22 protein-coding genes are annotated in these 22,705 nt (G+C 36.8%); 10 read left to right on the plus strand and 12 right to left on the minus strand.

What is annotated here, in order from left to right; genetic code table 11:
* Positions 1-6: 6 nt before the first annotated feature.
* Positions 7-1,548 (plus strand): RagB/SusD family nutrient uptake outer membrane protein, encoded by a 1,542-nt coding sequence (locus ACH3O9_RS00650; protein WP_416443348.1) that lies wholly within the window; start codon positions 7-9, stop codon positions 1,546-1,548.
* Positions 1,549-1,765: 217 nt separating this feature from the next.
* Here ACH3O9_RS00650 and ACH3O9_RS00655 read toward each other — a convergent pair whose 3' ends face one another.
* On the minus strand, positions 1,766-2,395 hold the full coding sequence (locus ACH3O9_RS00655) for a helix-turn-helix transcriptional regulator (protein ID WP_416443350.1): 630 nt from the start codon (positions 2,393-2,395) through the stop codon (positions 1,766-1,768).
* Positions 2,396-2,482: 87 nt separating this feature from the next.
* On the opposite strand from ACH3O9_RS00655, the gene ACH3O9_RS00660 reads away from it, so the two are divergent.
* From ACH3O9_RS00660 to ACH3O9_RS00680, 5 genes are all read left to right on the plus strand, one after another.
* A complete protein-coding gene (locus tag ACH3O9_RS00660; protein ID WP_416443352.1) occupies positions 2,483-3,088 on the plus strand; it encodes a superoxide dismutase in 606 nt (201 codons plus the stop codon).
* 73 nt (positions 3,089-3,161) lie between these two features.
* A complete protein-coding gene (locus tag ACH3O9_RS00665) occupies positions 3,162-3,566 on the plus strand; it encodes a DoxX family protein (protein ID WP_416443354.1) in 405 nt (134 codons plus the stop codon).
* 16 nt (positions 3,567-3,582) lie between these two features.
* Complete coding sequence (locus ACH3O9_RS00670; RefSeq protein ID WP_416443356.1) at positions 3,583-4,128, plus strand: NADPH-dependent FMN reductase; 546 nt, start codon at positions 3,583-3,585, stop codon at positions 4,126-4,128.
* A gap of 51 nt (positions 4,129-4,179) precedes the next feature.
* On the plus strand, positions 4,180-5,109 hold the full coding sequence (locus tag ACH3O9_RS00675; protein WP_416443358.1) for an adenylate/guanylate cyclase domain-containing protein: 930 nt from the start codon (positions 4,180-4,182) through the stop codon (positions 5,107-5,109).
* Between the two features lie 162 nt (positions 5,110-5,271).
* Positions 5,272-6,381: a lactonase family protein gene (locus ACH3O9_RS00680; RefSeq protein ID WP_416443360.1), complete on the plus strand. Its 1,110-nt coding sequence runs from the start codon at positions 5,272-5,274 to the stop codon at positions 6,379-6,381.
* 52 nt (positions 6,382-6,433) lie between these two features.
* Here ACH3O9_RS00680 and ACH3O9_RS00685 read toward each other — a convergent pair whose 3' ends face one another.
* Positions 6,434-6,952 carry a hypothetical protein gene (locus ACH3O9_RS00685; RefSeq protein WP_416443362.1) on the minus strand — a complete coding sequence of 173 codons (519 nt, stop codon included), beginning with the start codon at positions 6,950-6,952 and terminating at the stop codon, positions 6,434-6,436.
* A 181-nt stretch (positions 6,953-7,133) separates the two neighbouring features.
* On the opposite strand from ACH3O9_RS00685, the gene ACH3O9_RS00690 reads away from it, so the two are divergent.
* Positions 7,134-7,553: a hypothetical protein gene (locus ACH3O9_RS00690; RefSeq protein ID WP_416443364.1), complete on the plus strand. Its 420-nt coding sequence runs from the start codon at positions 7,134-7,136 to the stop codon at positions 7,551-7,553.
* Between the two features lie 11 nt (positions 7,554-7,564).
* Here the strand turns inward: ACH3O9_RS00690 and ACH3O9_RS00695 are convergent, their stop codons facing one another.
* The 6 genes from ACH3O9_RS00695 to ACH3O9_RS00720 form a co-directional block, all read right to left on the minus strand.
* The gene (locus ACH3O9_RS00695; protein WP_416443366.1) at positions 7,565-9,190 is read right to left on the minus strand and encodes an amidohydrolase; all 1,626 of its coding nucleotides are present in this window, start codon (positions 9,188-9,190) and stop codon (positions 7,565-7,567) included.
* Between the two features lie 85 nt (positions 9,191-9,275).
* Positions 9,276-10,268: a hypothetical protein gene (locus tag ACH3O9_RS00700; protein WP_416443368.1), complete on the minus strand. Its 993-nt coding sequence runs from the start codon at positions 10,266-10,268 to the stop codon at positions 9,276-9,278.
* A 188-nt stretch (positions 10,269-10,456) separates the two neighbouring features.
* The gene (locus ACH3O9_RS00705) at positions 10,457-10,693 is read right to left on the minus strand and encodes a hypothetical protein (protein ID WP_416443370.1); all 237 of its coding nucleotides are present in this window, start codon (positions 10,691-10,693) and stop codon (positions 10,457-10,459) included.
* A 213-nt stretch (positions 10,694-10,906) separates the two neighbouring features.
* Positions 10,907-11,368, minus strand: a complete 462-nt coding sequence (locus tag ACH3O9_RS00710) for a GbsR/MarR family transcriptional regulator (RefSeq protein ID WP_416443372.1) — start codon at positions 11,366-11,368, stop codon at positions 10,907-10,909.
* 87 nt (positions 11,369-11,455) lie between these two features.
* A complete protein-coding gene (locus tag ACH3O9_RS00715) occupies positions 11,456-13,210 on the minus strand; it encodes a TonB-dependent receptor (RefSeq protein WP_416443374.1) in 1,755 nt (584 codons plus the stop codon).
* A 34-nt stretch (positions 13,211-13,244) separates the two neighbouring features.
* Positions 13,245-16,265: a tetratricopeptide repeat protein gene (locus tag ACH3O9_RS00720; protein ID WP_416443376.1), complete on the minus strand. Its 3,021-nt coding sequence runs from the start codon at positions 16,263-16,265 to the stop codon at positions 13,245-13,247.
* A 374-nt stretch (positions 16,266-16,639) separates the two neighbouring features.
* Between ACH3O9_RS00720 and ACH3O9_RS00725 the strand changes: the two genes are divergently transcribed.
* Positions 16,640-17,323 (plus strand): cell division ATP-binding protein FtsE, encoded by a 684-nt coding sequence (locus tag ACH3O9_RS00725; RefSeq protein ID WP_416443378.1) that lies wholly within the window; start codon positions 16,640-16,642, stop codon positions 17,321-17,323.
* Positions 17,324-17,335: 12 nt separating this feature from the next.
* On the opposite strand, the gene ACH3O9_RS00730 is transcribed toward ACH3O9_RS00725, so the two are convergent.
* Positions 17,336-18,448, minus strand: a complete 1,113-nt coding sequence (locus ACH3O9_RS00730; protein WP_416443380.1) for a hypothetical protein — start codon at positions 18,446-18,448, stop codon at positions 17,336-17,338.
* Between the two features lie 116 nt (positions 18,449-18,564).
* Between ACH3O9_RS00730 and ACH3O9_RS00735 the strand changes: the two genes are divergently transcribed.
* Positions 18,565-19,497 (plus strand): glycosyltransferase family 2 protein, encoded by a 933-nt coding sequence (locus tag ACH3O9_RS00735; RefSeq protein ID WP_416443382.1) that lies wholly within the window; start codon positions 18,565-18,567, stop codon positions 19,495-19,497.
* Here the strand turns inward: ACH3O9_RS00735 and ACH3O9_RS00740 are convergent.
* Complete coding sequence (locus ACH3O9_RS00740; protein ID WP_416443384.1) at positions 19,484-19,879, minus strand: sugar 3,4-ketoisomerase; 396 nt, start codon at positions 19,877-19,879, stop codon at positions 19,484-19,486. The genes ACH3O9_RS00735 and ACH3O9_RS00740 overlap by 14 nt on opposite strands.
* The gene (locus tag ACH3O9_RS00745; protein WP_416443386.1) at positions 19,876-20,979 is read right to left on the minus strand and encodes a glycosyltransferase; all 1,104 of its coding nucleotides are present in this window, start codon (positions 20,977-20,979) and stop codon (positions 19,876-19,878) included. The genes ACH3O9_RS00740 and ACH3O9_RS00745 overlap by 4 nt, the downstream gene beginning before the upstream one ends.
* A 39-nt stretch (positions 20,980-21,018) precedes the next feature.
* Here ACH3O9_RS00745 and ACH3O9_RS00750 point away from each other — a divergent pair, with 39 nt between their 5' ends.
* The gene (locus ACH3O9_RS00750) at positions 21,019-22,167 is read left to right on the plus strand and encodes a glycosyltransferase (RefSeq protein ID WP_416443388.1); all 1,149 of its coding nucleotides are present in this window, start codon (positions 21,019-21,021) and stop codon (positions 22,165-22,167) included.
* On the opposite strand, the gene ACH3O9_RS00755 is transcribed toward ACH3O9_RS00750, so the two are convergent.
* The gene (locus ACH3O9_RS00755; protein ID WP_416443390.1) at positions 22,154-22,705 is read right to left on the minus strand and encodes an acyltransferase; all 552 of its coding nucleotides are present in this window, start codon (positions 22,703-22,705) and stop codon (positions 22,154-22,156) included. The two genes, ACH3O9_RS00750 and ACH3O9_RS00755, sit on opposite strands and share 14 nt — an antisense overlap.

The raw sequence follows: 22,705 nt of genomic DNA on the forward strand, positions 1-22,705 counted from the left end.
AATATTATGAAAATTAATATACTCAAAAATAAAAGCAAAGTAGTCTGTTTGCTGGTTCTATTATGTGGAGCCTTCAGCTGTTCAGATTTTCTGGATGAATCAGATCCTTCTAATCTTACACCAGACAGTTTTTACACTAGCGCTAAACATGCTCAGTCTGCTGTCGCTGCAGTGTATGCAGATGCAAGATTTATAGGCGATGGTGCCGGTATTTTTTCTTCTAACTGGCAAATGCTAATGGCGCCTACTGGGATTACATCTACTCAGACAGCACAAAACTCAGATCTTAATAATCTGTATTCACTTTCTTATGACCCCAATACAGGGCATGTAAAAAACTGGTGGCGCGGTCTCTATAAAGTTATTGGTAATGCAAATTTGGTTCTTCAAAACGTTCCAGATATTCAAATGGATGAAGCTGATAAAACCAAGGTTCTGGGAGAGGCGAGATTCTTAAGAGCATGGGCTTATTTTTACGCAGTTAGACTATGGGGAGATGTGCCTTTAATTACTTTACCTCAAAGTGCAGACTCAGAAGACTTCTTTCCCGTTCGTAGTCCGCAAACAGAAGTTTACAACTTAATAGTAAGTGATCTCTTAGAAGCTGAAAGTGCAGGCTTACCTTGGACAGATGAAAGCGGAAGAGTTTCACAATCTGCCGTAAAAGCCCTTTTGGCGAAAGTATATCTTACAATGGCTGGAAATCCATTAAATGAAACAGCTCGATATGCTGATGCTGCCAGCAAAGCAAAAGAGATCATTGATAATGCAGGTCCTATTCACCTTTTTGACACATATGCAGAAGTGCATGATGAAAGTTTAAATAATATGGGAGAGCATATTTTTAGCTTACAATACAATGATCTTGTAGCTGAAAATCCTATGGGCAATATGCGTCCTAATTTTCAACCGGTTACATACCGTGGTCCTGATGGTACAGGGAGTACAATACCAACTCCGGAATTTTACAATTCATACGAAGATGGTGATTTGAGAGCTGTTGACAGAGAAGGTTGGTTTTATACCAGTTATTACGAAAATGGCAGCGGCGAATTATTTGACTTAGGAGCACCTTTTATATTTAAACATTTTAATGTCACTGCAAACGGTACTTCTGGTGTGACAGGAACTGCTAAGGATAATTTAAATGTTCAGATATTTGGGTATGCTGAAGTTCTATTGATTTATGCTGAAGCTTATAACGAGGCTAATGGTGGTCCTAATCAGGCTGCGGTAAATGCCTTGAAACAAATAAGAGATAGAGCGCAGTTATCTACACCTACTTTAGCCGAATTTGACCAGGCATCATTTAGAGAAGCTGTATGGAGAGAAAGATGGCATGAATTAGCCTTTGAAATGAAAATCTGGTTTGATATGGTACGTTTGAGAAAGGTCTACAACAACATAACCGGTGGTTTTGATAATTTCGTTGGTCATGTTAACCTCAACTCTAATCAGGCATTACAGGAAAAACATTTGTTATTCCCTATTCCTGGTCCGGAATTGATAAATAATCCCAATTTAAGTACCCAAAATCCAGGTTATTAAACAAAATCATTTTTCAATATTTAATTAGAACGGGGCACTGCCCCGTTTCTTTTTTGTATTTGTTTTACACCAAAATTATCTTTTGAAATCTGCTCAAAACTGTCATTTAACAGGTCGATTTTTGATGCATTTTGGTCGATTTCCCTCCCCTAGAACGGATTTTTTTTGATGGAATAACAATAATTTTAAGAGCAAATTAGGCCCTAATTGACTTCCTTTATTCTAATCCTGAAATCTCATAAGCACAACGTCTGGCTCCTGAAAGTATATGATCTACGCGTTCTATTTTTACATTTTCACCAAGCACGGTTTTAAATGTTTCTAACTCAGATCTGCAAAAACCCTGACAAGTAGCCGCTGCCGCGCAGATGGGGCAATGATTTTCAATAAGCAAATATTTATTATCATCCTTCTTATACGTGGCCATATAACCTTCTATGTTTCGCATTTCTGCAAGTTTAGCTACACGTTGCTCAAGTTGATCGTTAATATTCATCACTTTAGAGTAACGCGCCACATTCTCATTACCGTTAGCCATAATTACAGCATCAAGAGCTTCTTCTCCTAATGTATCTTTCATTTGCTGTATCAATCGCACAGTAAGATCTGCGTGCGCATCAGGAAAGCGCTCATGACCAGCTTCAGTTAAAGACCATATCTGCTGTGGCCTGCCTCTACCCTTAGATTTACTTGTATTTTGAACCAATCCTTCTTTGGCAAGCTTTAAAAGATTAAACCGTGCTCCTTCTGTAGTAATATTTAATTCTCTTGCTAAAACAGCCAGCGGTAATTCTCCTTTGCTCTTTAAAATCAACAGCGCCCGTTCATTCTCCATTAAAGTTTTCATAATAAACAAAGTAATTATTTGGTTTATTAAACAAACGTACTACATTTGCCTTATAAATTAAAATTTACAATCATAAATATTATAATTATGACACATCAACTGCCAACACTAGACTACGCTTATGACGCGTTAGAACCTCATTTTGATGCCGCAACTATGGAGATTCATCATAGCAAGCATCATCAGGGTTATGTAAATAATCTAAATAAAGCCATAGAAGGAACAGATCTTGAGAAGACTGAGCTTAAGGATATTTTGGCGAAAGCCGGCACACTTTCTCCCGCTATACGCAACAATGCCGGTGGTCATTATAACCACAGCCTGTTCTGGACAATTCTTTCTCCTAACGATGGTGGTAAACCAGAAGGTAAATTAGAAACTGCGATAGAGAAAGCCTTTGGTTCTTTTGAAGATTTTAAAGCAGAATTTACTGCCGCCGCTTCTACACGTTTTGGTTCTGGCTGGGCCTGGTTAATTGTTAATGCAGAGGGAAAAATAGAAATCACATCAACTCCTAATCAGGATAATCCGCTTATGGACGTAGCTCCCGCTAAAGGAACTCCTATTTTAGGTCTCGATGTTTGGGAACATGCTTATTACCTGAATTATCAAAACAAGCGTCCTGAATATATTCATGCATTTTGGAATGTTGTAAACTGGGAAACAGTTGCTAAAAACTTAGAAAACGCATAATAATCTATTAAAAATCGGTGGTTGTTCTGAGTATGGGCAGCTACCGATTTTACTTAACTTTAAAAAAATATCTATGGAAAAGACACGAGTAAATTTAGGTTTGTTAATTTTAAGGGTAACTCTGGGGATTTTAATGCTTTTTCACGGCTTTTCTAAAATGATGAATGGTCTAGAGGGCATAAAGGGAATGTTAGAATCTTACGGTTTACTTTCAGTTATCGCTTACGGGGTTTTAATAGGTGAAGTGATCGTGCCCATATTACTTGTTATTGGTTTTAGAACGCGTATAGCTGCCCTTGTTTACGCCATAAATATGTTAATAGCGGTGATGCTTGTACACATCAATGATATCTTTACATTAAGCACTACCGGTGGCTGGACGCTTGAATTGCAGGGTTTATATTTCTTTGGAGCTTTGGCGTTATTCTTTACCGGTGCAGGAAAATTTGCAGTCTCAGTCTCAAACAGGTGGGATTAATAATAAATAACAAATCATGAATATTGAAATTATAGCTGGCAGTACCCGTGACGAAAGTCTTAGCATACGCGTTGCAAAACATCTACAAAGCAATTTAAAAAGCACTACAGATCATGAAGTGGGATTGATCGCTATGAGCGAAATAACACTTCCTTTTGTAGAAAAGGTCTTTACCACGGCCAGCGACGCTCCAGAAGAGATTAGATCATATGCACAGCGCGTATTTAATGCAGATGCCTTTATTATTTGCACGCCAGAATATAACGGAAGCTACACCCCTGCCCTAAAGAATTTCTTTGACCATTTCCCTAAACAATCTCGTAAAACCTTTGGTCTGGTTACAGCTTCGCCGGGTATGATGGGTGGTATGCGTGCTGCTCAGCAATTGCTACAAATGGTCCCGGGATTTTTTGGTATTGCTTCTCCTATGATGCTTATCGTGCCAGATGTCACAGGTAAATTTGAAGAAAATGGAACTTTAAAAATTCCGGCTTTTCAAAAAAATGTCGATACTTTTGTCACAGAATTTCTTTGGCTGGCAGAAAGATTGAGTGCAGAGTAAATTCCATTATCTATTATAATTGCATAAAAATCGGGTTAAAACTACTTAAAAATGGCTGTAGACGATAAAAATGTACTCCAGATAGGAGAACATGAAGTAAGCTATGTGCCTGGTCAATCTGTACTTGATGCAGCTTTAGCTGGCAGAGTTCCATTTTGTTCTGAGTGTGGCGGTAAGGCACGTTGCTCTACCTGCCGCATTTTTATTACAGGTGGTGATCAAAATATTACAGCGATTAACACAGCAGAGAAACTTCTAAAAGAACGCATCACCCTTCCTGAGAAATCAAGATTAGCCTGCCAGACCTTTTTAAAAGGAGGCAATGTAAGGGTTAATCGTATTATGAAAGATGAGACAGATTACCCACTTTATTTACCTAACCAGCAGGATGGGCAGGAAGCGATGGGTAGAGAGATGCATATGGCGCTTCTCTTTCTTGATATTCGCGATTTTACACACTTCGTAGAAACACATCTCGCTTTTGATGTCGTTCATCTGGTACGTAAATTATTCTCCACTTTTGAGAATATTATTAAGCAGTTTGATGGTAAGGTTATAGAAACTGCCGGCGACGGTCTTTATGCGGCCTTCGGTTTTACCACCCAATTGCAACAAGCGGCAAATGATGCTGTAAAAGCAGCATACATGATTCTGGACGAACTTGTTCACCTTAATGAAAGTTATCTCGTAAAACATTTTAATGAAGAAATAGCTATTGGTATGGGGCTTCATGTGGGTAAAGTGGCAGTTGGTAAAATACATCTGGATAATAAAGATCATGAGATCGTTATGGGCTATCCTGTAAATATTGCAGCAAGGCTTGAAGGATTAACAAAAGAATTAAATAACTCCTTTATCATTTCAGAAAACACCTATAAACTTTTGAAGAATGCGCCAGAAATTAAAGGCGTGCGTACGATGGTTTTAAAAGGTGTGACCACAGAGCAGAAAGTTTACCTTATTGGTGAGACTTATCACTAATTAGTTAGAATTCACAGACCAGACTTCAAAGATTAAACTACTATCGCTAACAAGCGCCATCATAAATACTATACTTTTTACAGAAGTTTTGACAATTATTTGCAGGTATAAATTAAAATAATCTAATTTTAATACTGCAACCAAAGCATTAAACAACCTGTAATGAAATTTCCATTTATATTCATCGTCATTTTAGCCACCACCAGCTGTCAGGACAAAAAAGAAAAACCCGAAGCTAAACCCGCCAATTCTTCTCAAACCTTTTATGTAGGCACATATACAGATGTTGATAGTGAAGGCATCTATAAATATGCACTAGACAGCACAGGAAACCTGTCTAAAATTGGCCTTATGGCGAAAACATCTAATCCTTCATTTGTGGCCTTAACGCCAGACAAAAAATATCTCCTTGCTATTAATGAAGCTGGTGAGGGCACGGTAGAATCATATGCTGTTCATCCTGATAGTTTAGAATTATTAAGTCAAAGTAAATCAGGAGGCGCAGCGCCTTGCTTTGTAAATGTAGATGAAGAGGGTAATGTGTTAGTTGCTAATTATAATGGCGGCAATGTGGGCCTTTTAAAACTACAGAATGAGGGCAAATTATCAGATTTACTTAATGTTTCTCAACATGAGGGCAGTGATATAACAGACAGGCAAAAAGGACCACATGCACATTCTTCATGGTTTGCTCCCGATAAAAACACAATCATTTCGGCAGATCTGGGCACTAACCAGCTTTGGTTCTCTAAAATTGAAGATGAAAAACTTGTAAATACTCCTCCAGATACTCTGGGTATGGAGGCTGGCGCGGGGCCAAGACACCTTGCATTTCATCCTAACAACAAATGGATTTACGTAATAAGTGAGTTAAATAACAGCGTTACCCAGGTTGTTAAAGACAACGACAGTTCATATATCAGAAAAAATTCATATTCTACTCTTCCTGAAGATTTTACCGGTGAAAGCGCTTGTGCAGATATTCATATTTCATCAGACGGTAAGTTTGTGTATGCCTCTAATCGCGGTCACAATAGCATTACTGTTTTTGAAGTGAATAATGAAGATGGAAGCCTCTCTCCTATTCAGTATGAATCTGTACATGGTAACTGGCCTCGCAATTTTGCACTTTCACCAAATGAAGATTATGTGATCGTAGCCAATAGAAGATCTAATAACATCACATCGTTTAAACGAGATAAAACCACTGGCAGAATAGAGTTTGTGGGGGAAGTAGACGCTCCTAGTCCTGTTTGTATTTTGTTTGACTAGAAAAAATCTACTTATTACAAAAAACCGCCTAAAAAGGCGGTTTTTTTAGCTTTTATGTATGACTTAATGTGTCCTTTTCTGCTGCTGGCGGAATAAGTCCGGGATAACTTTCATTAAAAAACTGTTTTCTTAAAGAATCCATTTGTCTTAAGATAGACTGCACACTTGTAGAATCTTCTGCACCATTACGTTGGAAGAAATCATCACTAAAAAAATCACGCTGCATCAATGAATTATCGCCAAAAGGGATAGCATAATTTTTTTCCATTAAATTAGGCATACGCTCATTAAAATAGTCATTCATAGAAGCCATTAAACTGTCCACATCTACAGATACAGAATCACCGGTGCGATTAGTATAAGACCAGGTATAAATAGAATCATATTTAACCACATTACCATTCTCATCAACCTGCTTATTCACTTTCCAGCTTTCCTTAGGTCTTGTCGTGTCTATATTTTCACTTAGATTTTTATGAGTTTCAGGTAGCGGTTTTTCATTATTCTCCTGCCCTTTACAACCTGTAAGACTAAGAAATGTCAATACTACAGCTATCATTTCTGTTTTCATATCTATCTTTTTTTAGGGTTCAACACAAAATACTTTTGATAAACTTTAACCATAAAAATATTCTTGAGAATCATTTACCATAATAAAGTTAGAGAAAATGACTAATTTTCAGAATTAATAAAGGCCAAAAATTAGTTAATAAAACAGTAGCCTTTATTTATATTATCAACCTCTATTCAATATGTTACGCAGAAATAAAGAACAAGAATTCCTAATACAATTCACTAAGGAGTTAGAAAATATATTTGAAGAGTTTTATGAATTTCAGTTAGAAGATAAGACAGACGTACTCGTTAAACATACTAATGATCGTTTGCTGGCTCAACTTGATATTGATGTAGAAAAAATTCTCAATCTGCCTAAAGGCGAAATAAAATCTTACCTGCAAGAGCGTAAATTTCACTCCAGACATTTTGAGAATCTGGCAGATTATCTAACAAAAGCAGCCCAAAATGAGCTGCAGAGCGACAAAACTAAAGCCAGAACAGAACTCGAGAAAGTTATTGAGATTAATGAGATCGCAGACGAGGTTTCAAAAACCTTTTCTATCATTCGTATGAATAAGAATATTCTGGTTAAAAATCAGCTGGAAAAGGTCTAAAATCGGCTTTTTTACTTCACTTTTTCGCCTCCCAGAAACGTTTCGGAAACTTTTAGATTAGGAATCTCATCCTCGTTGATTGTCATAATATCATCATCCATTATTATGAAATCTGCAAACTTTCCGGCTTCTATACTGCCTTTCTCATTTTCTTCAAAATTAGAATAAGCCGCCCAGATGGTCATTCCGCGTAAGGTTTCTTCGCGACTTAGAGCATCTTTCATCTGGAAACCACTTTCAGGAAAATGCTGTAGATCTTTTCGCGCTACAGCGGCATAAAAAGTATAAAACGGGTTTACCTGCTCTACCGGAAAATCTGTTCCTAATGCGATCACACCGGCCTCATCAAGCAATTCTTTATAAGCATAAGCACCTTTCATGCGCTGTTTGCCCAGCCTGTCTGCGGCCCAGTACATATCACTAGTTGCATGCGTAGGTTGCACAGAAGGTAAAATATTGTCGTCAAAATAGTCAAAATCTTCTGGCGAGATCACCTGCGCGTGCTCTACCTTCCAGCGGCGATCGTGCTGTCCTTTTAATGCTTCGGCGTAAGCTTTTAAAATAACAGTATTTGCAGAGTCACCTATAGCGTGTGTATTCATCTGGAAATCTGTAGCTGCAATTCGCTTTGCCAGCGCTTTTATACTGTCTACCGGAGTTACCATCGCACCATAATGATTTGCCCTGTCTGCATATGGCTCACGTAAAGCAGCACCGCGAGAACCCAAAGCACCGTCGCCGTAAACTTTTACAGAACGCACGTCGAGTTTGTCCGTTTTTAGAATTCCGTGATTTAAGAAATAATTTACATCGTTGGGCTCATTACTTACCATCGCATAAATACGCATATCGAGCGCTCCTGCCTGTTGTAGACTGTCTATAAGTTCTATTGTCTGTCTGGAAATACCTGCGTCATTAACAGTCGTGAGGCCGTAATCAAAGCAGTATTCCTGCGCATCTATAAGCGCCTGTGCCTGCTGCTCGCGAGTAATTTTTGGCATGATCTTAAAAATAAGATCCATAGGATTATCAATCAGTACGCCAGTAAGCTGGTCTCCATCTTTAACGATCTCGCCGCCATCTACAGTTGTGGTATTGTCAACTTTTGCCAGATCAAGCGCTCGTTGATTCACTAGAAGCGCATGCCCGTCTATACGCTGCAAAACAACAGGTATATCTGGAAATAAAGAATCTAATTTATCTTTTGTAGGGAAGTTTTTATCGTCCCAATCATTCTGGTCCCAGCCACGACCGTAGATAAAATCTGTAGCCTTCTCTTTCTGAAAAGTCTGTACCCTTTCTATGACCTCATCATAACTTTTTGTTCCTACCAGATTAACTGATTGTAATGTAGTACCAAATCTATAAAAGTGGCAATGCGCATCTATTAAACCAGGAAGAACAGTCTTACCTGAAGCGTCTATGATTTTATCAGCTATATATTTTGCTGTAATATCTGCGGTGCTGCCTACTTGTATAAATTTACCTTCGCTCACGGCGAAAGCTTCCGCTTTTGAGAAAGTAGTGTCTACAGTATAGACTTTTGCATTTTTGACAATTAGATCTACTTTTATTTTTTGATCAGTATCGCAACTAAAAATAACAGCAAGGGTGAGTAGCCCAAAAAGGAGTTTCATTTCGTAAAATTTTGACCAAAAATACAAAAGTAAATTCGAGAAAATCGACCTGTTTTGACCGATTTTTCGCCTATAAAGGCAATATTTAGCGCTTTTTTGTAAAAGGATCAAATGACACACCTGCATTAAAATAACCAGTAGCGCCTTGCTCATTTCTATAGATGTAATCTTTGTTGGGTTGTCCTTTCTCAGTAAGTCTGGAACTGATAAAATTTGTAAGACCACCTTTAGCCGTAAGAATTATGTTGTGCGTGAGTTTATGTTCGTAAATCAGCCCGGAATTAATCTCTAACTGGCTATATTCAAACACATCTGGAAAATCAGGAGCATTTACGTTTACATAAAAACCATTGCTGCCAAATGTGCTACCTATAGACAAACGCCCATTTTGTCCCAAAGGGCGGCGTAACAATAGACGTTGTGGTAAAATAAAATCTACCTCCCATTCAGAATTTTTAAATTGATGATTGTATGTAAAAGTGGGAAAGAAAGGAATCTGCGAAGTAGGATCTATAAATGCAATTGCACCTAAAGTAATTGTGGTGCGTGCTGTTCTTTTCATAATTAAAGACGCTCCCAGAAACCCTTTTAAACGCTGAGCTCCCTTATCGTTACCGTCTACAATTAAGCTTGCGTTATAGATTACCGGTTTTTTAAATAAAACCGAAAAGTAAGTAGAACTTAATGCGGCTGAAAATTTATGAAAATCGGCAATTTTATTCTGATTATATGTGTTTTGAGACGAAATATTACGAAGTTCACTAAATTCAAATTCGTTAAAAACGTAGTCTGCAGAACCTGTTAATGACCACTTTTGAGTTTTATAAAGGGGAATATTTGCTGAAGCTCTAAAGGTTTTCTGGTCTTTTATTTTACCTGTCTGGAAATCTTCATCAAAAAGCCTGGAATCAAAATCTCTGGAAAATGAACTTCCATATTCAAAATTAAGAACGCGTGCTCTGGGAAACTCGGCTCGTATCTTTTTTGCAGCTTCTTCCTGAAATTGCCCTTCCTGCTCCTGCGCACTTACTATTAAAGCGGTAAAAAAGGTAATTGTAAATAGTACTATTCTGATCATCAAATTAGGTAATTAATTAGTTTTAAAAAGTGCAAACGTTGATTATACATTATTCTTTAAGGATGTACTTTCTCTAGTTGAATAAAAGATCCTCCAGATCTTTTCATAACATTGCTTACACCAAAATTCTTAAGATGATCAATATCTAAATAATATTGTGTTTGCAGGACAGTGAAAAATCAAGTTTATTATATTGCTCTTTGAATAATAAGATTGCCAAAACGAAGCTTGTAACAAAACTCCCGTAGTCTGTTTACAAATCCCTCATTTAGATTAGAATCGATATTGAAAAAGATCTCACTGTAAGGATTTACATCAAAAACAGATTCAATAAAAAGGGAAATTCTATCAAATTCACCAGTATTTAATTCATCGTTAATATTGATAGTCAAGGAGTCGTCAGATTTGATTTTAAAGGATAGCATATTATTAGGGTGATTTAGTTAAACCTCGTATTGGTTAAACAAAAAGAGATTAAAAAAGTCAAATTTGAATATTTATAAGTTGAGATATGATCTATTTATACCAACAACATTTTTATAACGCTCAATAACACAAATTTGTAGATGATATTTTAAACCTCATTTTAAACTCTTAGTTCTGAATTAAAAGAACCTATTCTACAAAAAATATAGAAATTACAGATTCCCCCAGTTCTTAATGATCTGTTGTGCTTCTTGCATATAATAATCCATAAACTGTGTCAATTCTTCAAGCTTATTATTGTAATCTGTTGTTTCTGGAGTGCGTTGGGCTAAAATTTCTTTCATAGTCTTATTATACTCCTCATAACGATTTAGGCCTTTTTCCATTTTATCCTTCCATTGATCCAGTTTAGAATAGAAGTAACGTTTACGCTCTCCCATTTTTGTCCTGTAACCTATATAGTCTAATGTTAAAAGCGTATTTATAGCATTACTAGTAGCACTTTTACTTAAACTGAGAACATCTCTTATTTCATCAAAAGTAAATTCTAATTGATCTGCAACGGTTAACAGTCCGTTTACACGAGCAGCCGCTGGCGAAAGACCAAACTGCTCCTGTATCACGCCATAGCGCTCTATTAGCTCTTCCTGTTTTTTGTTAAGTTGGTTTTTCATCGTACAAATACGGTGCAAATGTAAAAAGTTTTTTTAGTTCTCTAACACAAGAACTAAAAAAACTTTTATCTAATTTTATTATTTGTACTAAAAATCAAATTTATAGGTGGCGCCTGCCATAACCTGTAATCCTTGTACAGGATAATTTACCCATTTATCATACCCGTTGTCAAGTATATTATTAACTCTGGCAAATGCAGATAATTGATCATTGATACGGTAACCTACATGGGCATTTGCATCAAAATAGCTTTCTAATGTTACAGGTGTTGCAAAATACTGTGTTGTAGGCCCTGTTACATAAGTTTCATCGTTACGCTCACCTACAAGAAACAGATTAGCACCGGCAAACCATTGTTCACTAATTTGATAATCTGCAAAAAGGGAAGCTTTATAGCTTGGCAAATTCCATGCTTCTGCTTCATTTGATGAATTATAACTAAAGAACTCACCATTTATACGCATCTTTAGATTGCTGTTTACATCTAAATTCAATTCACCAAAAACTGAGAAAGTTTTCACATCATCGTAAACAACATCAAATGAATTACCAAATTGATAATCTTCATTACCTAAACTTCCTGCCCCATCATTGTATCTGGGATTATTTTTAAAGAGCGCCTTATTATTTTCTGAAGCATAATTTGCTCTTAGGTTATAGCCAACTGTATTTACTATTTTCCCCTTCATACCTACATAACCTTCGTAAGGTTTATCTGTAGATTGTATTAAAAGCGTAGGTGAAACAAATGGGTTTTCGTTTACAAAGTCCTGATAAGAATTCTGTTCAAGCTCACCTTCTACCCCTGCATAAGCGATAAAATACTCATCTACTACACGGTAAGAAGCAGTTACTTTAGGATATAAATAAAAATTAGTTGTGCTGTTTTCTGTGTCCAGATTAACCGCAGCAGTTACACCTAGTCTCAGAGTAAGGTCATCACGAAGAATTTGTAAACTAGGACTAGCAGAAATATTTAATTGACTGTAACTAATATCCTGTGTATTATCATAATTACGGTCAAAGCTGCCGTTTACATAATCTAATTTAAGGCCCAGTGTGATATCTTCATCCGTTATTGGGAAGTTAAAAGTAGGCGCTACAATTGCGCGTATTTCTGAAGAACTGTTTGAGTCACCAAAGTAACCTATTTGAGCTTTTCCGCCTTTAAAGAAAGAATCATAAAGCTCTAGAGAACCTCCTACTTTTGCACCATAAAAACTGTGCTGTGGATCTATATTAGTTAAGGTTTCTGGTGAGGCAGCGGTAAAGTCATCTACACCATACCAGTTATAAAGCTGATGACTCAGGTCAAGATCTGTGCGCCAGTTAATACCACGGTTACGTGAACTATAATTCAAATTAAGATTAGTGTCATAAAATTTATCATCAAGTGCAATATCTTCTATACCACCCTGAGATGAATTGTGATTGAGATAAATACCAAAATTATCACTTCTGCTCACCTCAAAATTGCTATAAAACTCTGCTAAAGCACTTGTATAGGTACCAAAACCCAGCGTCACATAGTTATCATATAATTTCACTCTTTTAGCTTGCTCTACAGTCGCAGCTTTACCTTTTGCCGGAGTAAACGTAGAAGCTACAGGTACAGAAAAAATACCATAAGTAACTTTTTTCTTTGCGGTGTTTACTGAGTCATTTAATTGCGGAGTTGCCTTTACCTTGAAGGCATCGCCTATCTCTGGTGTATATGGTTTTACAACATTCACAACCTCTGTACCCAGATTGTCTTCATCCTGGGCATTTACCTGAAAGGCAAAAATGAACACAAATAAAATACTGCTTAGTAGAACTTTTGATCTATTGGGATTACTCATAAATGAGAACTGTTTATAGTGATGAATTAAGGGTCTAGTTATTGTTTTCTACAGAGGAGTTAGTCTTAGCTTCTGCTGTCTTTATTCTGTTTAATTCTGCTTTAGCTTCTTCAACCACTTCAGGAAAATCTGTAAAGTTTGAAGTCACATTGTCAAGAATGTAAGTTGCCTGGTATGCGTCACCCAGAGCATAGAAATTCTTAGCCATAAGTATTAAACCTTTGGCTCCATACAATTTATAACCGCTGTAGTCTTTGGCTAACTTTTGTACCGCCTCGTTAGAAGCTTTATTGTCTCCTGCTTTATTCTTAAAATAAGCATCATAATACAGTGCTTCTGCCGCCAGCTCACCTGTTGCTATTTTCTGCACTTCAGCGTAAGCCTGCTTTGCCCTGTTCTCATCATTAGTCTTCATTGCGCTGCGGGCAATTATTACCTGTGCATCACTTTTAACTGAGTTATCTATTTTAGCATTCGCCAGAACCTTCTCTGCATAACTAAATGCCTTAGGATATTGTTTCAGTTCGTAATATGATTTCATCAAGTTGCTTTGCGCGAAAATCGTATTCTGCGGAATATCAGATTCTTTCTCAAGCCTTTCCAGAACCGGTATGGCATCAGTATAATTTCTTTTGCTTAAATAAACCTGACCTAATCTTGCTAGAGCCTGTTCTGTAAACTCACTACGCTCTTTGTTAATCACATATTTGTAATGTGGAATCGTTTGATCAAAATCATCCTTACCAAAGTATAATTGACCCAGGTAAAAATGAGCATCCATCGCGCGTTGACCGTTAGGATAATCCTGCAGGTATTTCTCATATTGACGAATAGCCTGATCGCTGTTATTTGCCACAAATTGCTTTTCTGCTGAAGAGAAAGCGGCTTCATCAAGTTCAGAATCTTCTACAGAAATGTAATCAAGGCTGCTGGCCCATCTTCCATATTCATCTACTTTACCCTGATCAATATAAATAAGTTTAGCTGAAGCAACCGCCTGAACACCTTCTGGCGTCCCGGGGAAATCTGTAGCAACTCTCTTAAAAAGGTTCAATGCTTCATTGCTGCGGTTTGTGTTATCATAAATAAGTGCTTTTTTTAATAAAGCTTTAGAAACAAACTTGCTCTTTGGCACTTCGCGTACCAGCCTGTCGTAAGCTGCGATACCTTTCTCATTATCTTTCATCGCCACATACGTATTACCCAACTCATAAAGGGCATCGTCGCGATAACTAGAAGTAGGAAACTGATTTGCAAAATTATCCAACGCTTCTACTTTTTGATTGTTACGATCTACAAAACCATAGCTTATTGCTTTTTGAAAAGTGGCGTAATCCCGATCACCACCGCGCAAATCAACCGCTGCATTATAAGCCTCCATTGCTGGCCAGTATTTACGGCTGATGAAATAACTATCTCCCAGTCTTAAATAAGCGTCTACTTTTCTTGTTTCATCTACATCGCCTGATTTTACATAACGATCAAAATAATTTGCTGCCTGATCATAATTCTTCTTTTTAAAATAGGCATAGCCTAAATTATAAGCAATATCCTTATATTCTGGCAATGTAGAGGCTTTGCTGCTTTGCTCAAACTGTTTAAACGTAAGCAACGCATCATCTATTCGGTTTAAGTTATACTCACTCTCTGCTTTCCAGTATAATGCTCTGGCAGTAAATTCTGGAGTGCGTGGTTCTTTTAACGATTTCTCAAAATTGTCTATCGCTCCCGAGTAATCGCTGTTGTTATATTGCTCTATAGCGCGGTAAAAAGCTACTTTTTGATAAGCTACTTTATCATTAAAATTTCGGTTATTCTCAAGTAAATCCATCGCCTGAGCATAATTCTTAGAAGTGATATAAGAATCTATAAGCAAGGTTTCCAACTCTTGTTTAGCAGGTGAATCTGGGTAACTTTCAAGATAATTACTAATTGCCGTTGGAGCAGGTTCGTAGGCGTTACCTATTTCATAACTCAGCTTAGCATAATTTAAACCGCTATCTTCTTTTATCTTGGGTTCAAAATCCATTTGATATGCGTTGCGAAAAGCATTCAAAGCTTCCTGCTTACGATCTGTTTGTAAATACGCATCTGCTAAATGATAATATGCATTTTGTGCTACGCTGTTACGACCGTCTATGATCTTGTTAAATTCGCTAATCGCATTCTCAAAATCGCCTTGTTTGTAGTAAGCATAACCCAGCTGATAGTAATCTGTATTATTCCATTTACCTCTTAAACCCTTGTATTCTTTTAAATATGGTAGAGCTTCATCATATTGACCTAAATTAAAATAACTTTCTCCTATAATTTTATTGAGCTGCGATATTTCCTGGCGGTTTGCATTAGGCAATTGTTCTTTTCCTAATTTAATGGCTTCTTCAAACTTGCCTAGTTTAAAATTAAGATCTGCCTTAAAATAAGCCAATTCTTCTCTGCTTCCGCCCTGTGCTTCTACCTCATCAAACAATTCACTTGCTTCTTCATACTCATCGCTGTCGTAAGCGATAAAACCTTCATAATATTTAGCCTGAGAGCCATATTTTTTAGAATCGCGTACTCTGTTGAAATAGATCTTAGCATCTTCAGGACTGTTAGTTTTAAAATGAACATAGCCCATGTTGAAGTTGTAGCGTTCCATCTCCTGATTATTCAAACGTGCAAGATCTACCCGCTCGTACCACTTTTTCGCATAAGCGTATTTTCCATTCTCAAAATAATAATCTGCTACATCTAGAAAAGCCGAATTGCGCTTTGTGCTGGTAGGATATTCATCTACAAAATCCTGCATCATCTGGTCTGCACCAGACTGATTAAGCCGCACAGAAGCATTTGCAATATAGTATGCACAATCTCCTTTTATGGTAGGATCATTAGTGTCTTGCTTTACTTCATCGAACAACGTTTGTGCAGCCAGGTACTGCTTGCTGTTGTATAAGGTAAGTGCCTTATTATATTTTAGAAGTTCGTTAGTATAAGCTGCAGATTGCTGCGCCTGCATTAAAGGCGCCGAGAGCACAAGAGCCATGAAAAGAATCAAAAATCTATTGATCATAAAGGGAATTATTTATTTACCAAAATGGACGTTTTCGCCGCCCAAATATAGGGGCTTCTATTGTGTAATAACGCTACAAATCTGTGATAATTATGTTAAGAGAATTTGAGCACTGCTATTTTTTAAGAAAACTATGATTACTATGTATATAGCTTTGTTTTCTGTAGAAGTTTATAGCTATTCATTTTGCGCAGTTCTAATTGCAATGATTTACAAAAGGCATTCGATCTTAGTGTAATAGCTAAAGCTGGTCTGCTGATTTTTGATCTAAAAAACCGATTTTAAGTAAAAATTAGCCGTTTTTTCTTAACCATTGAAGTGAAATAGATATCGTACTTTTGACGTTAGATTATCTTTAAAAATTACTTTTATTTATGCCAAACGCGGTACTCGAGTTAAAAAACGCAGCGATATTTCAGCGTGAAAACCTTATTCTTTCAGATGTAAATGTGACCATCAATAAAGGTGAGTTTGTTTACCTTATAGGTAAAACCGGCTCTGGCAAAAGTAGTTTCATGAAAACGCTGTACGGCGACCTGCCGCTGCAACAGGGAGAAGGGCACATTGTAGATTTTGATCTGGCTTCACTCAAAGAAAAGCAAATCCCTTTTTTACGCAGAAAACTGGGTGTGGTTTTTCAGGATTTTAAATTATTAAACGACCGCACGGTAAGTGAGAATCTGCGATTTGTTTTAAAAGCTACCGGCTGGAAGGATAAAAGCGAAATGGATACAAACATTGACCGCGTTCTTGATAAAGTGGGCATGAAGACCAAAGGTTTTAAATACCCTTACCAACTTTCTGGTGGTGAGCAGCAACGTGTGGCGATTGCTCGCGCGCTTCTTAACGATCCTGAACTTATTCTGGCAGATGAACCTACAGGAAATCTAGACCCGCAAACATCTGTTGAAGTTATGGCTGTTTTACAGGAGATAAATAAGAACGGAAACACCATTCTTATGGCCACGCACGATTATGCGCTTTTACTAAAATACCCGTCAAAAACCTTAAAATGCGACGGGAATAAAGTGTTTGAAGTGGTTCAAAAAACCATCTAAAACAACCGATTTTCAACCTAAAAGAGCGATTATTTTACGCGCATTTACTTCTGTATTAAAAACCTTATCAAGTGCTTCTTGTCGCTCTGTATTGAATTTATAAGGTGATTTTTGAAATTTTTGTATTGCAGCAATCACTTCCTCTTTACTTTCTGCAACCGTACATTGATCAAGGATCAATTGCTCATCTATTACATTTTTGTTTACTAAACAATGTCTGCCCTCATAGAGTGCGTGAACTACTTTTAGCTTGGTGCCAGATCGCTGAAAAGAATAACACAGATTGATATGTGATTTCGCAAAGAGATGTTGCAGGTCAGATCTTGATTCTATTCTTTTACAACTTATGTTACTGTATTCTGCCGTTTCTTTCATCAACATGCGCATATTCTTACTGCCGGCAATTATTAACGGAAAATCTAACTCACTAAAAATTTCTATAAAAAATCTGGCGGTACGTAAATTATCAATGATTGAAAGATCACCATGATAAAGCGCATATTCACCAAACTGCGATAGCTTTTTCACGGTATCATAACTCTGAAAAGCCGGGATATAATGACAATTGGGCTTATAGTTTTCTTTAAAATAATCAAACTCATGATTAGAAATCGTAAGAAGATGATCTACCTTATCTACAATTTTCTCGTACCTGCTAAATTTGTGAGCCTCATAAGTAAGCATGTATTTATAAAACAGATTGGTAGCGCTGCCTGCCAAACCACGGTAATAATGGTGCTCAATATTATGAGCTCTCATTATTAATTTTCTTTCCTTAAAATCATGCTTATTGAGAACCGCAGTTGTATGTAAACCTTCAAAAAGTATGGGGGCGCTGTTTCTTTTTAAATTATCTGCCAGTTTTTTATTGGTACGAAATTTAACCGAAAGCGGCCTTAGGCTTAAATAACTGGTGAAGGTTTTATTTTTTGAATATGTGTAAACACGTTTGCAGTATTTTTTGAGTCCGCTATAATCTGTTCTATTCTCTACAAAAATATGCAGATAGATCACAATGCCCTGTTTATGCAGCGCTTTCAATTTATAAAAAACCTCGATCGCACCGCCATAATCTGGTGGATACGGATTTTCAAAAGAAACAATATTTAACTCTGTACCAGACATCCTGAACTAACTAAAAGATTAGCAATTATGATTAAGCTATATTTGTAAAAATTAAATTGAATAGGCTAAAAGAACAAATTAGTCTGTTATAAAGATACTGTAATCTACAAATTTAAATGACGCTGCGCTTTAGTGTTATCATTCCGCTTTACAATAAAGAACATTTTATTGCAAATACAATAGAAAGTGTTTTGAAACAGTCATTTTCAAATTATGAAATTCTCATCATAAATGACGGCTCAACAGACAAAAGTCTCAAGATTGCACAAGGTTTTAAGGACAAGCGAATACAAATAGTCACACAAAAAAATAGCGGACTCTCACATGCACGAAATCACGGGATAGATTTAGCTCAAGGCGAAATAATAGCTTTGCTAGACGCAGACGACATTTGGTTAAAAGACCATTTACAAGTAATTGATAATTTAGCCCGCCACAATCCGGAAGCTTCTTTGTTTGCTACGCGCTATGAAGAACTTTACCCAAACGGAAACACAAACAAACCGCAATACAATCTCCCTGCACACTTTAAAACAGGAGTTATTTCAAACTTTTTTGAAAGCAATTTAAACCAGCCACTCGCAGTTCCCAGTTCGTTTGCATTTAAAAAAGAAGTGGCAAATACTAATCGCTTTGATGTTACTGTTAACTATGGTGAGGATGTAGATTTCTTCATTAGAGTGCATTTAAAATATCAGTTTGCCTTTCACAACCATACCACTTGTTTATACAGAAGAGATTCTGAAAACCAGATCACAAAAGACCATATAAGCAGCAAAAATGTAACTGCTTTTGAGAAATATCTCTCTAAAAATCCTGAGCATATTTCGTTAAAAAAGTACATCAATATAGAGCGCTACTTTCTGGCGATGAATTACAAAGCGGAAGGAAGTATGACTGCATTCTCTAAAATTAGAGATCAATTAGTAATGGAGCTTTTGACCCCAAAACAGCGATTTTTACTCAAAACACCCCGATTTTTATTGCTTTGGTTAAAAAAGATTAAAAGACAACTTATTTTACGCGGTAGGCGGGTTACAAGCTTTTAAAGTTCAAATAATTTGAATAATCCCTAATGTAATCATCCTCCAGAAACTCTGCAGAAGCAAGCACAAGACAAATTCCTCCAGAAGAAAAATCTTCAAGCTCACGCCAGAAACCGCTGGGTATGAGCAAACCTTCGTCTGGTTTATTTAAAGTGTAGCTGGTTTTGGTCTTGCCGTCATCAATGATGACATTAAAACTTCCGCTTAAAGCGATTAAAAATTCGTGCTGCTCTTTATGGGCATGACCTCCCCTTCTCGCGCCACTGGGCACATCATACAAATAGTAAACGCGTTTAGATTCAAACGGAATTACATCTTTCTCAACTACAGAAAGATTGCCACGACGGTCCTTTATTTTAGGCAGTTTTATGCGCTTTACGGTCATTTTTTAGCTGTTTTAAGCAGGTTTTCCCACTGCAGGATAATTGCTTCGGTTGAATATTTAGCAACGCTTGATTTAGCGTTTTTACTTAATTTATCAAGTAAATCGGGATCATTAATCAACTTATTCATCGCATCACGCAGAGCCTTAAAATCATTGTAAGGCAAGAGCAATCCGTTAATATTGTGATTGATAATTTCTGCCGGTCCTGTTTTACAATCGAGAGCAATTACAGGAGTACCACTAGCCAGACTTTCTAACATCACCATTGGGAAACCTTCAAATTTACTACACTGCACAAAGAACATCGCTTTTTTATAATACGGAAAAGGATTAGACAGAAATCCTTTAAACATTACCATTTCGCTAATGTTCAATTTCGCAGCCAGCGCTTTAAGTGAATTCTGTAAAGCACCTTTTCCCAAAATTACCAGGCAAATTCCGTTTTGTGGTAATTCACTTGTAGCGTAGATTTCGATAAGTTTATCAAACTGTTTTATATCGTCATCCATCCTGCCAGCCGCGAGAATAAATGGCTGCTTAATATCGCAATGCGCAGTAGCAAGTTTTTCTATTTGCACCAAATTAAAAGCGTTGGGAATAACCGAAACATTCGTCAGCTTAAACTCACTTGCAATGCGTTCTTTAATTCCGCTGGTAATCGTGTTTATAGAAAAAGCCTTCTTGTAAAGCAGGTTTGTAAGCTTTCGCTGCAGCGGAAAATAATACGAGATTTTATAACTGTGAACGGTGTAAATAACTTCAACAGATCTATAGAGTAGTTTTGAGATCAAAAACTCTTTGATGAGGCTTTGCCGCATTCTGTAATCAATAACGATATCGATTTGTTCTGTTTTTAGAAAATGGGCAAATTTTCTAAAACGTTTAAACTTGTCAAAAATGTCGTTCTTGTCATTTTTGTAAACTCCCAGATCAATAAGTTTACCGCTGTAAGGGTATTCTATAAGGCTGGTAATAGTTGCCACATAAACTGTAAAATCACGATCGTGTAACATACCAGAAAGAATACCTGCAGCACGTTCTGCCCCGCCTTTGCCTAATTGCTCTACCAATATGCAAACTTTTTTCTTTTGCTCTGTCACTAAATCTTTATCTTGACCGTCTAAAATACAATTAAACTCATGAAAATACTCCTTGTGGGAGAATATAGCAATCTGCACAATTCCCTTAAACAAGGTTTACAGGCGCTGGGATGCGAAGTTACGCTTCTCGCCACGGGTGATGCTTTTAAGCGTTTTCCTGCAGATATTAATGTGCGCGGGAAGTTTTGTCAGGATAATAAGTTTCTTAATTATTTGAGGCAGGCTGTTTTTAAAGTGACTAAAATAGATTTGGCATTATTTGAAACTGCGCTACGGTCCTGGCTCGTTTTGCGTAAAATGCAGCAATTTGACGTCATTCAGCTCATTAATGAATACCCGCTGGACACTCCTTACTTTCTGGAAAAAAAACTCATCAGGAAATTACGAAACCTGACCAAAAGACTGGTCGTTTTGGGTTGCGGTGATGATTATGTTTTTATGAGCAATCTTGATAAAATACCATATCACCCATCGCGAATTCATAAGGATATTGGTTTCGCTTATAGCGAAAGAAACCTAACCAAAAAGCACCGGCGTTTGCACGATCTGGTTTTTGAATTAAAAGATATGATTATTACTTCAGATCTTGATTATCATACGGTTTATCAGGGCAGAAGCGATTATTTTGGGATGATTGCAAACCCTGTAAATACAGACAGATTGCCTAAGCAGGAATTGCCACCGCTTGAGAAAATCGTCATTTTTCACGGTATAAACGCCGTAAATTATCATAAAAAAGGAAATGACTTCTTTGAAAAAGCTTTAGAAAAAATAGCTGCAGAATATGCTGACAAGGTTATAATTGCTACTGTTAAAGATTTGCCGTATCTGGAATACATCAAGAAATATGAAGAAGCTCACATTGTACTAGATCAGGTGTATGCGCTTGATCAGGGTTATAATGCATTAGAGGCTATGGCACAGGGCAAAGTTGTTTTTACGGGCGCCGGGGAAGCGTTTTGTGCCCATTATATTTTAGAGTCAGATTCTGTAGCCATACATGTTATTCCTGATGCAGATTTTATTTACAATAAGCTGAAAAACCTGATTGAAGATCAAGAAAGAATCGTAGAAATTTCTAACAACGCTAGAAAATTTATTGAAGAACATCACAATTATAAAGATGTAGCACAGACTTATCTCAATGCATGGTTAACTATTAATCAACAGAAGTTTAAAGATTTCTAATAACCCGAGCTGGATTTCCTGCTGCCACAGTATTTTTTGGGATATTGCCTGTAACAACAGCTCCGCTACCTATCACAGAATTCTCACCTATATTCACTCCTTTAAGAATGGTTACATTATCGCCAATGAACACGTTTCTTTCAATAATTACATTTTTTCCTGTTACTTCTGTATTTCTATTTTTGGCTTCTAAATTGTGAAAGTCACTTGTTATGATTCTGCAGTTTGAACCAATTACAACATCATTTTGAATCTCAATATTTGCTTTAAAAGCAATAGCAGAAAAGTTATTATTTATATGGATGTTGTTTCCAAAAAAAATAGCGGAATCTTCTGTTCGTGCTTCTAAATAAGCATACGTATTGTAGAAATTTGGCGAATTATAAATTCCTACTTCTACCCTGTTTCCTATTTCAATTCTTCCTTTGCCTTTAAATAAAATCGGCTGGTGGCATATAAAATCGCCTTTAACGCTTATCTTTTCAGAAAGACAGCGGTATTTAAAAATGCGGTAATGTTTCAGGATTTTATGCAACAT

This window comes from Leeuwenhoekiella sp. A16 (assembly GCF_047946675.1).
Lineage (GTDB): Bacteria > Bacteroidota > Bacteroidia > Flavobacteriales > Flavobacteriaceae > Leeuwenhoekiella.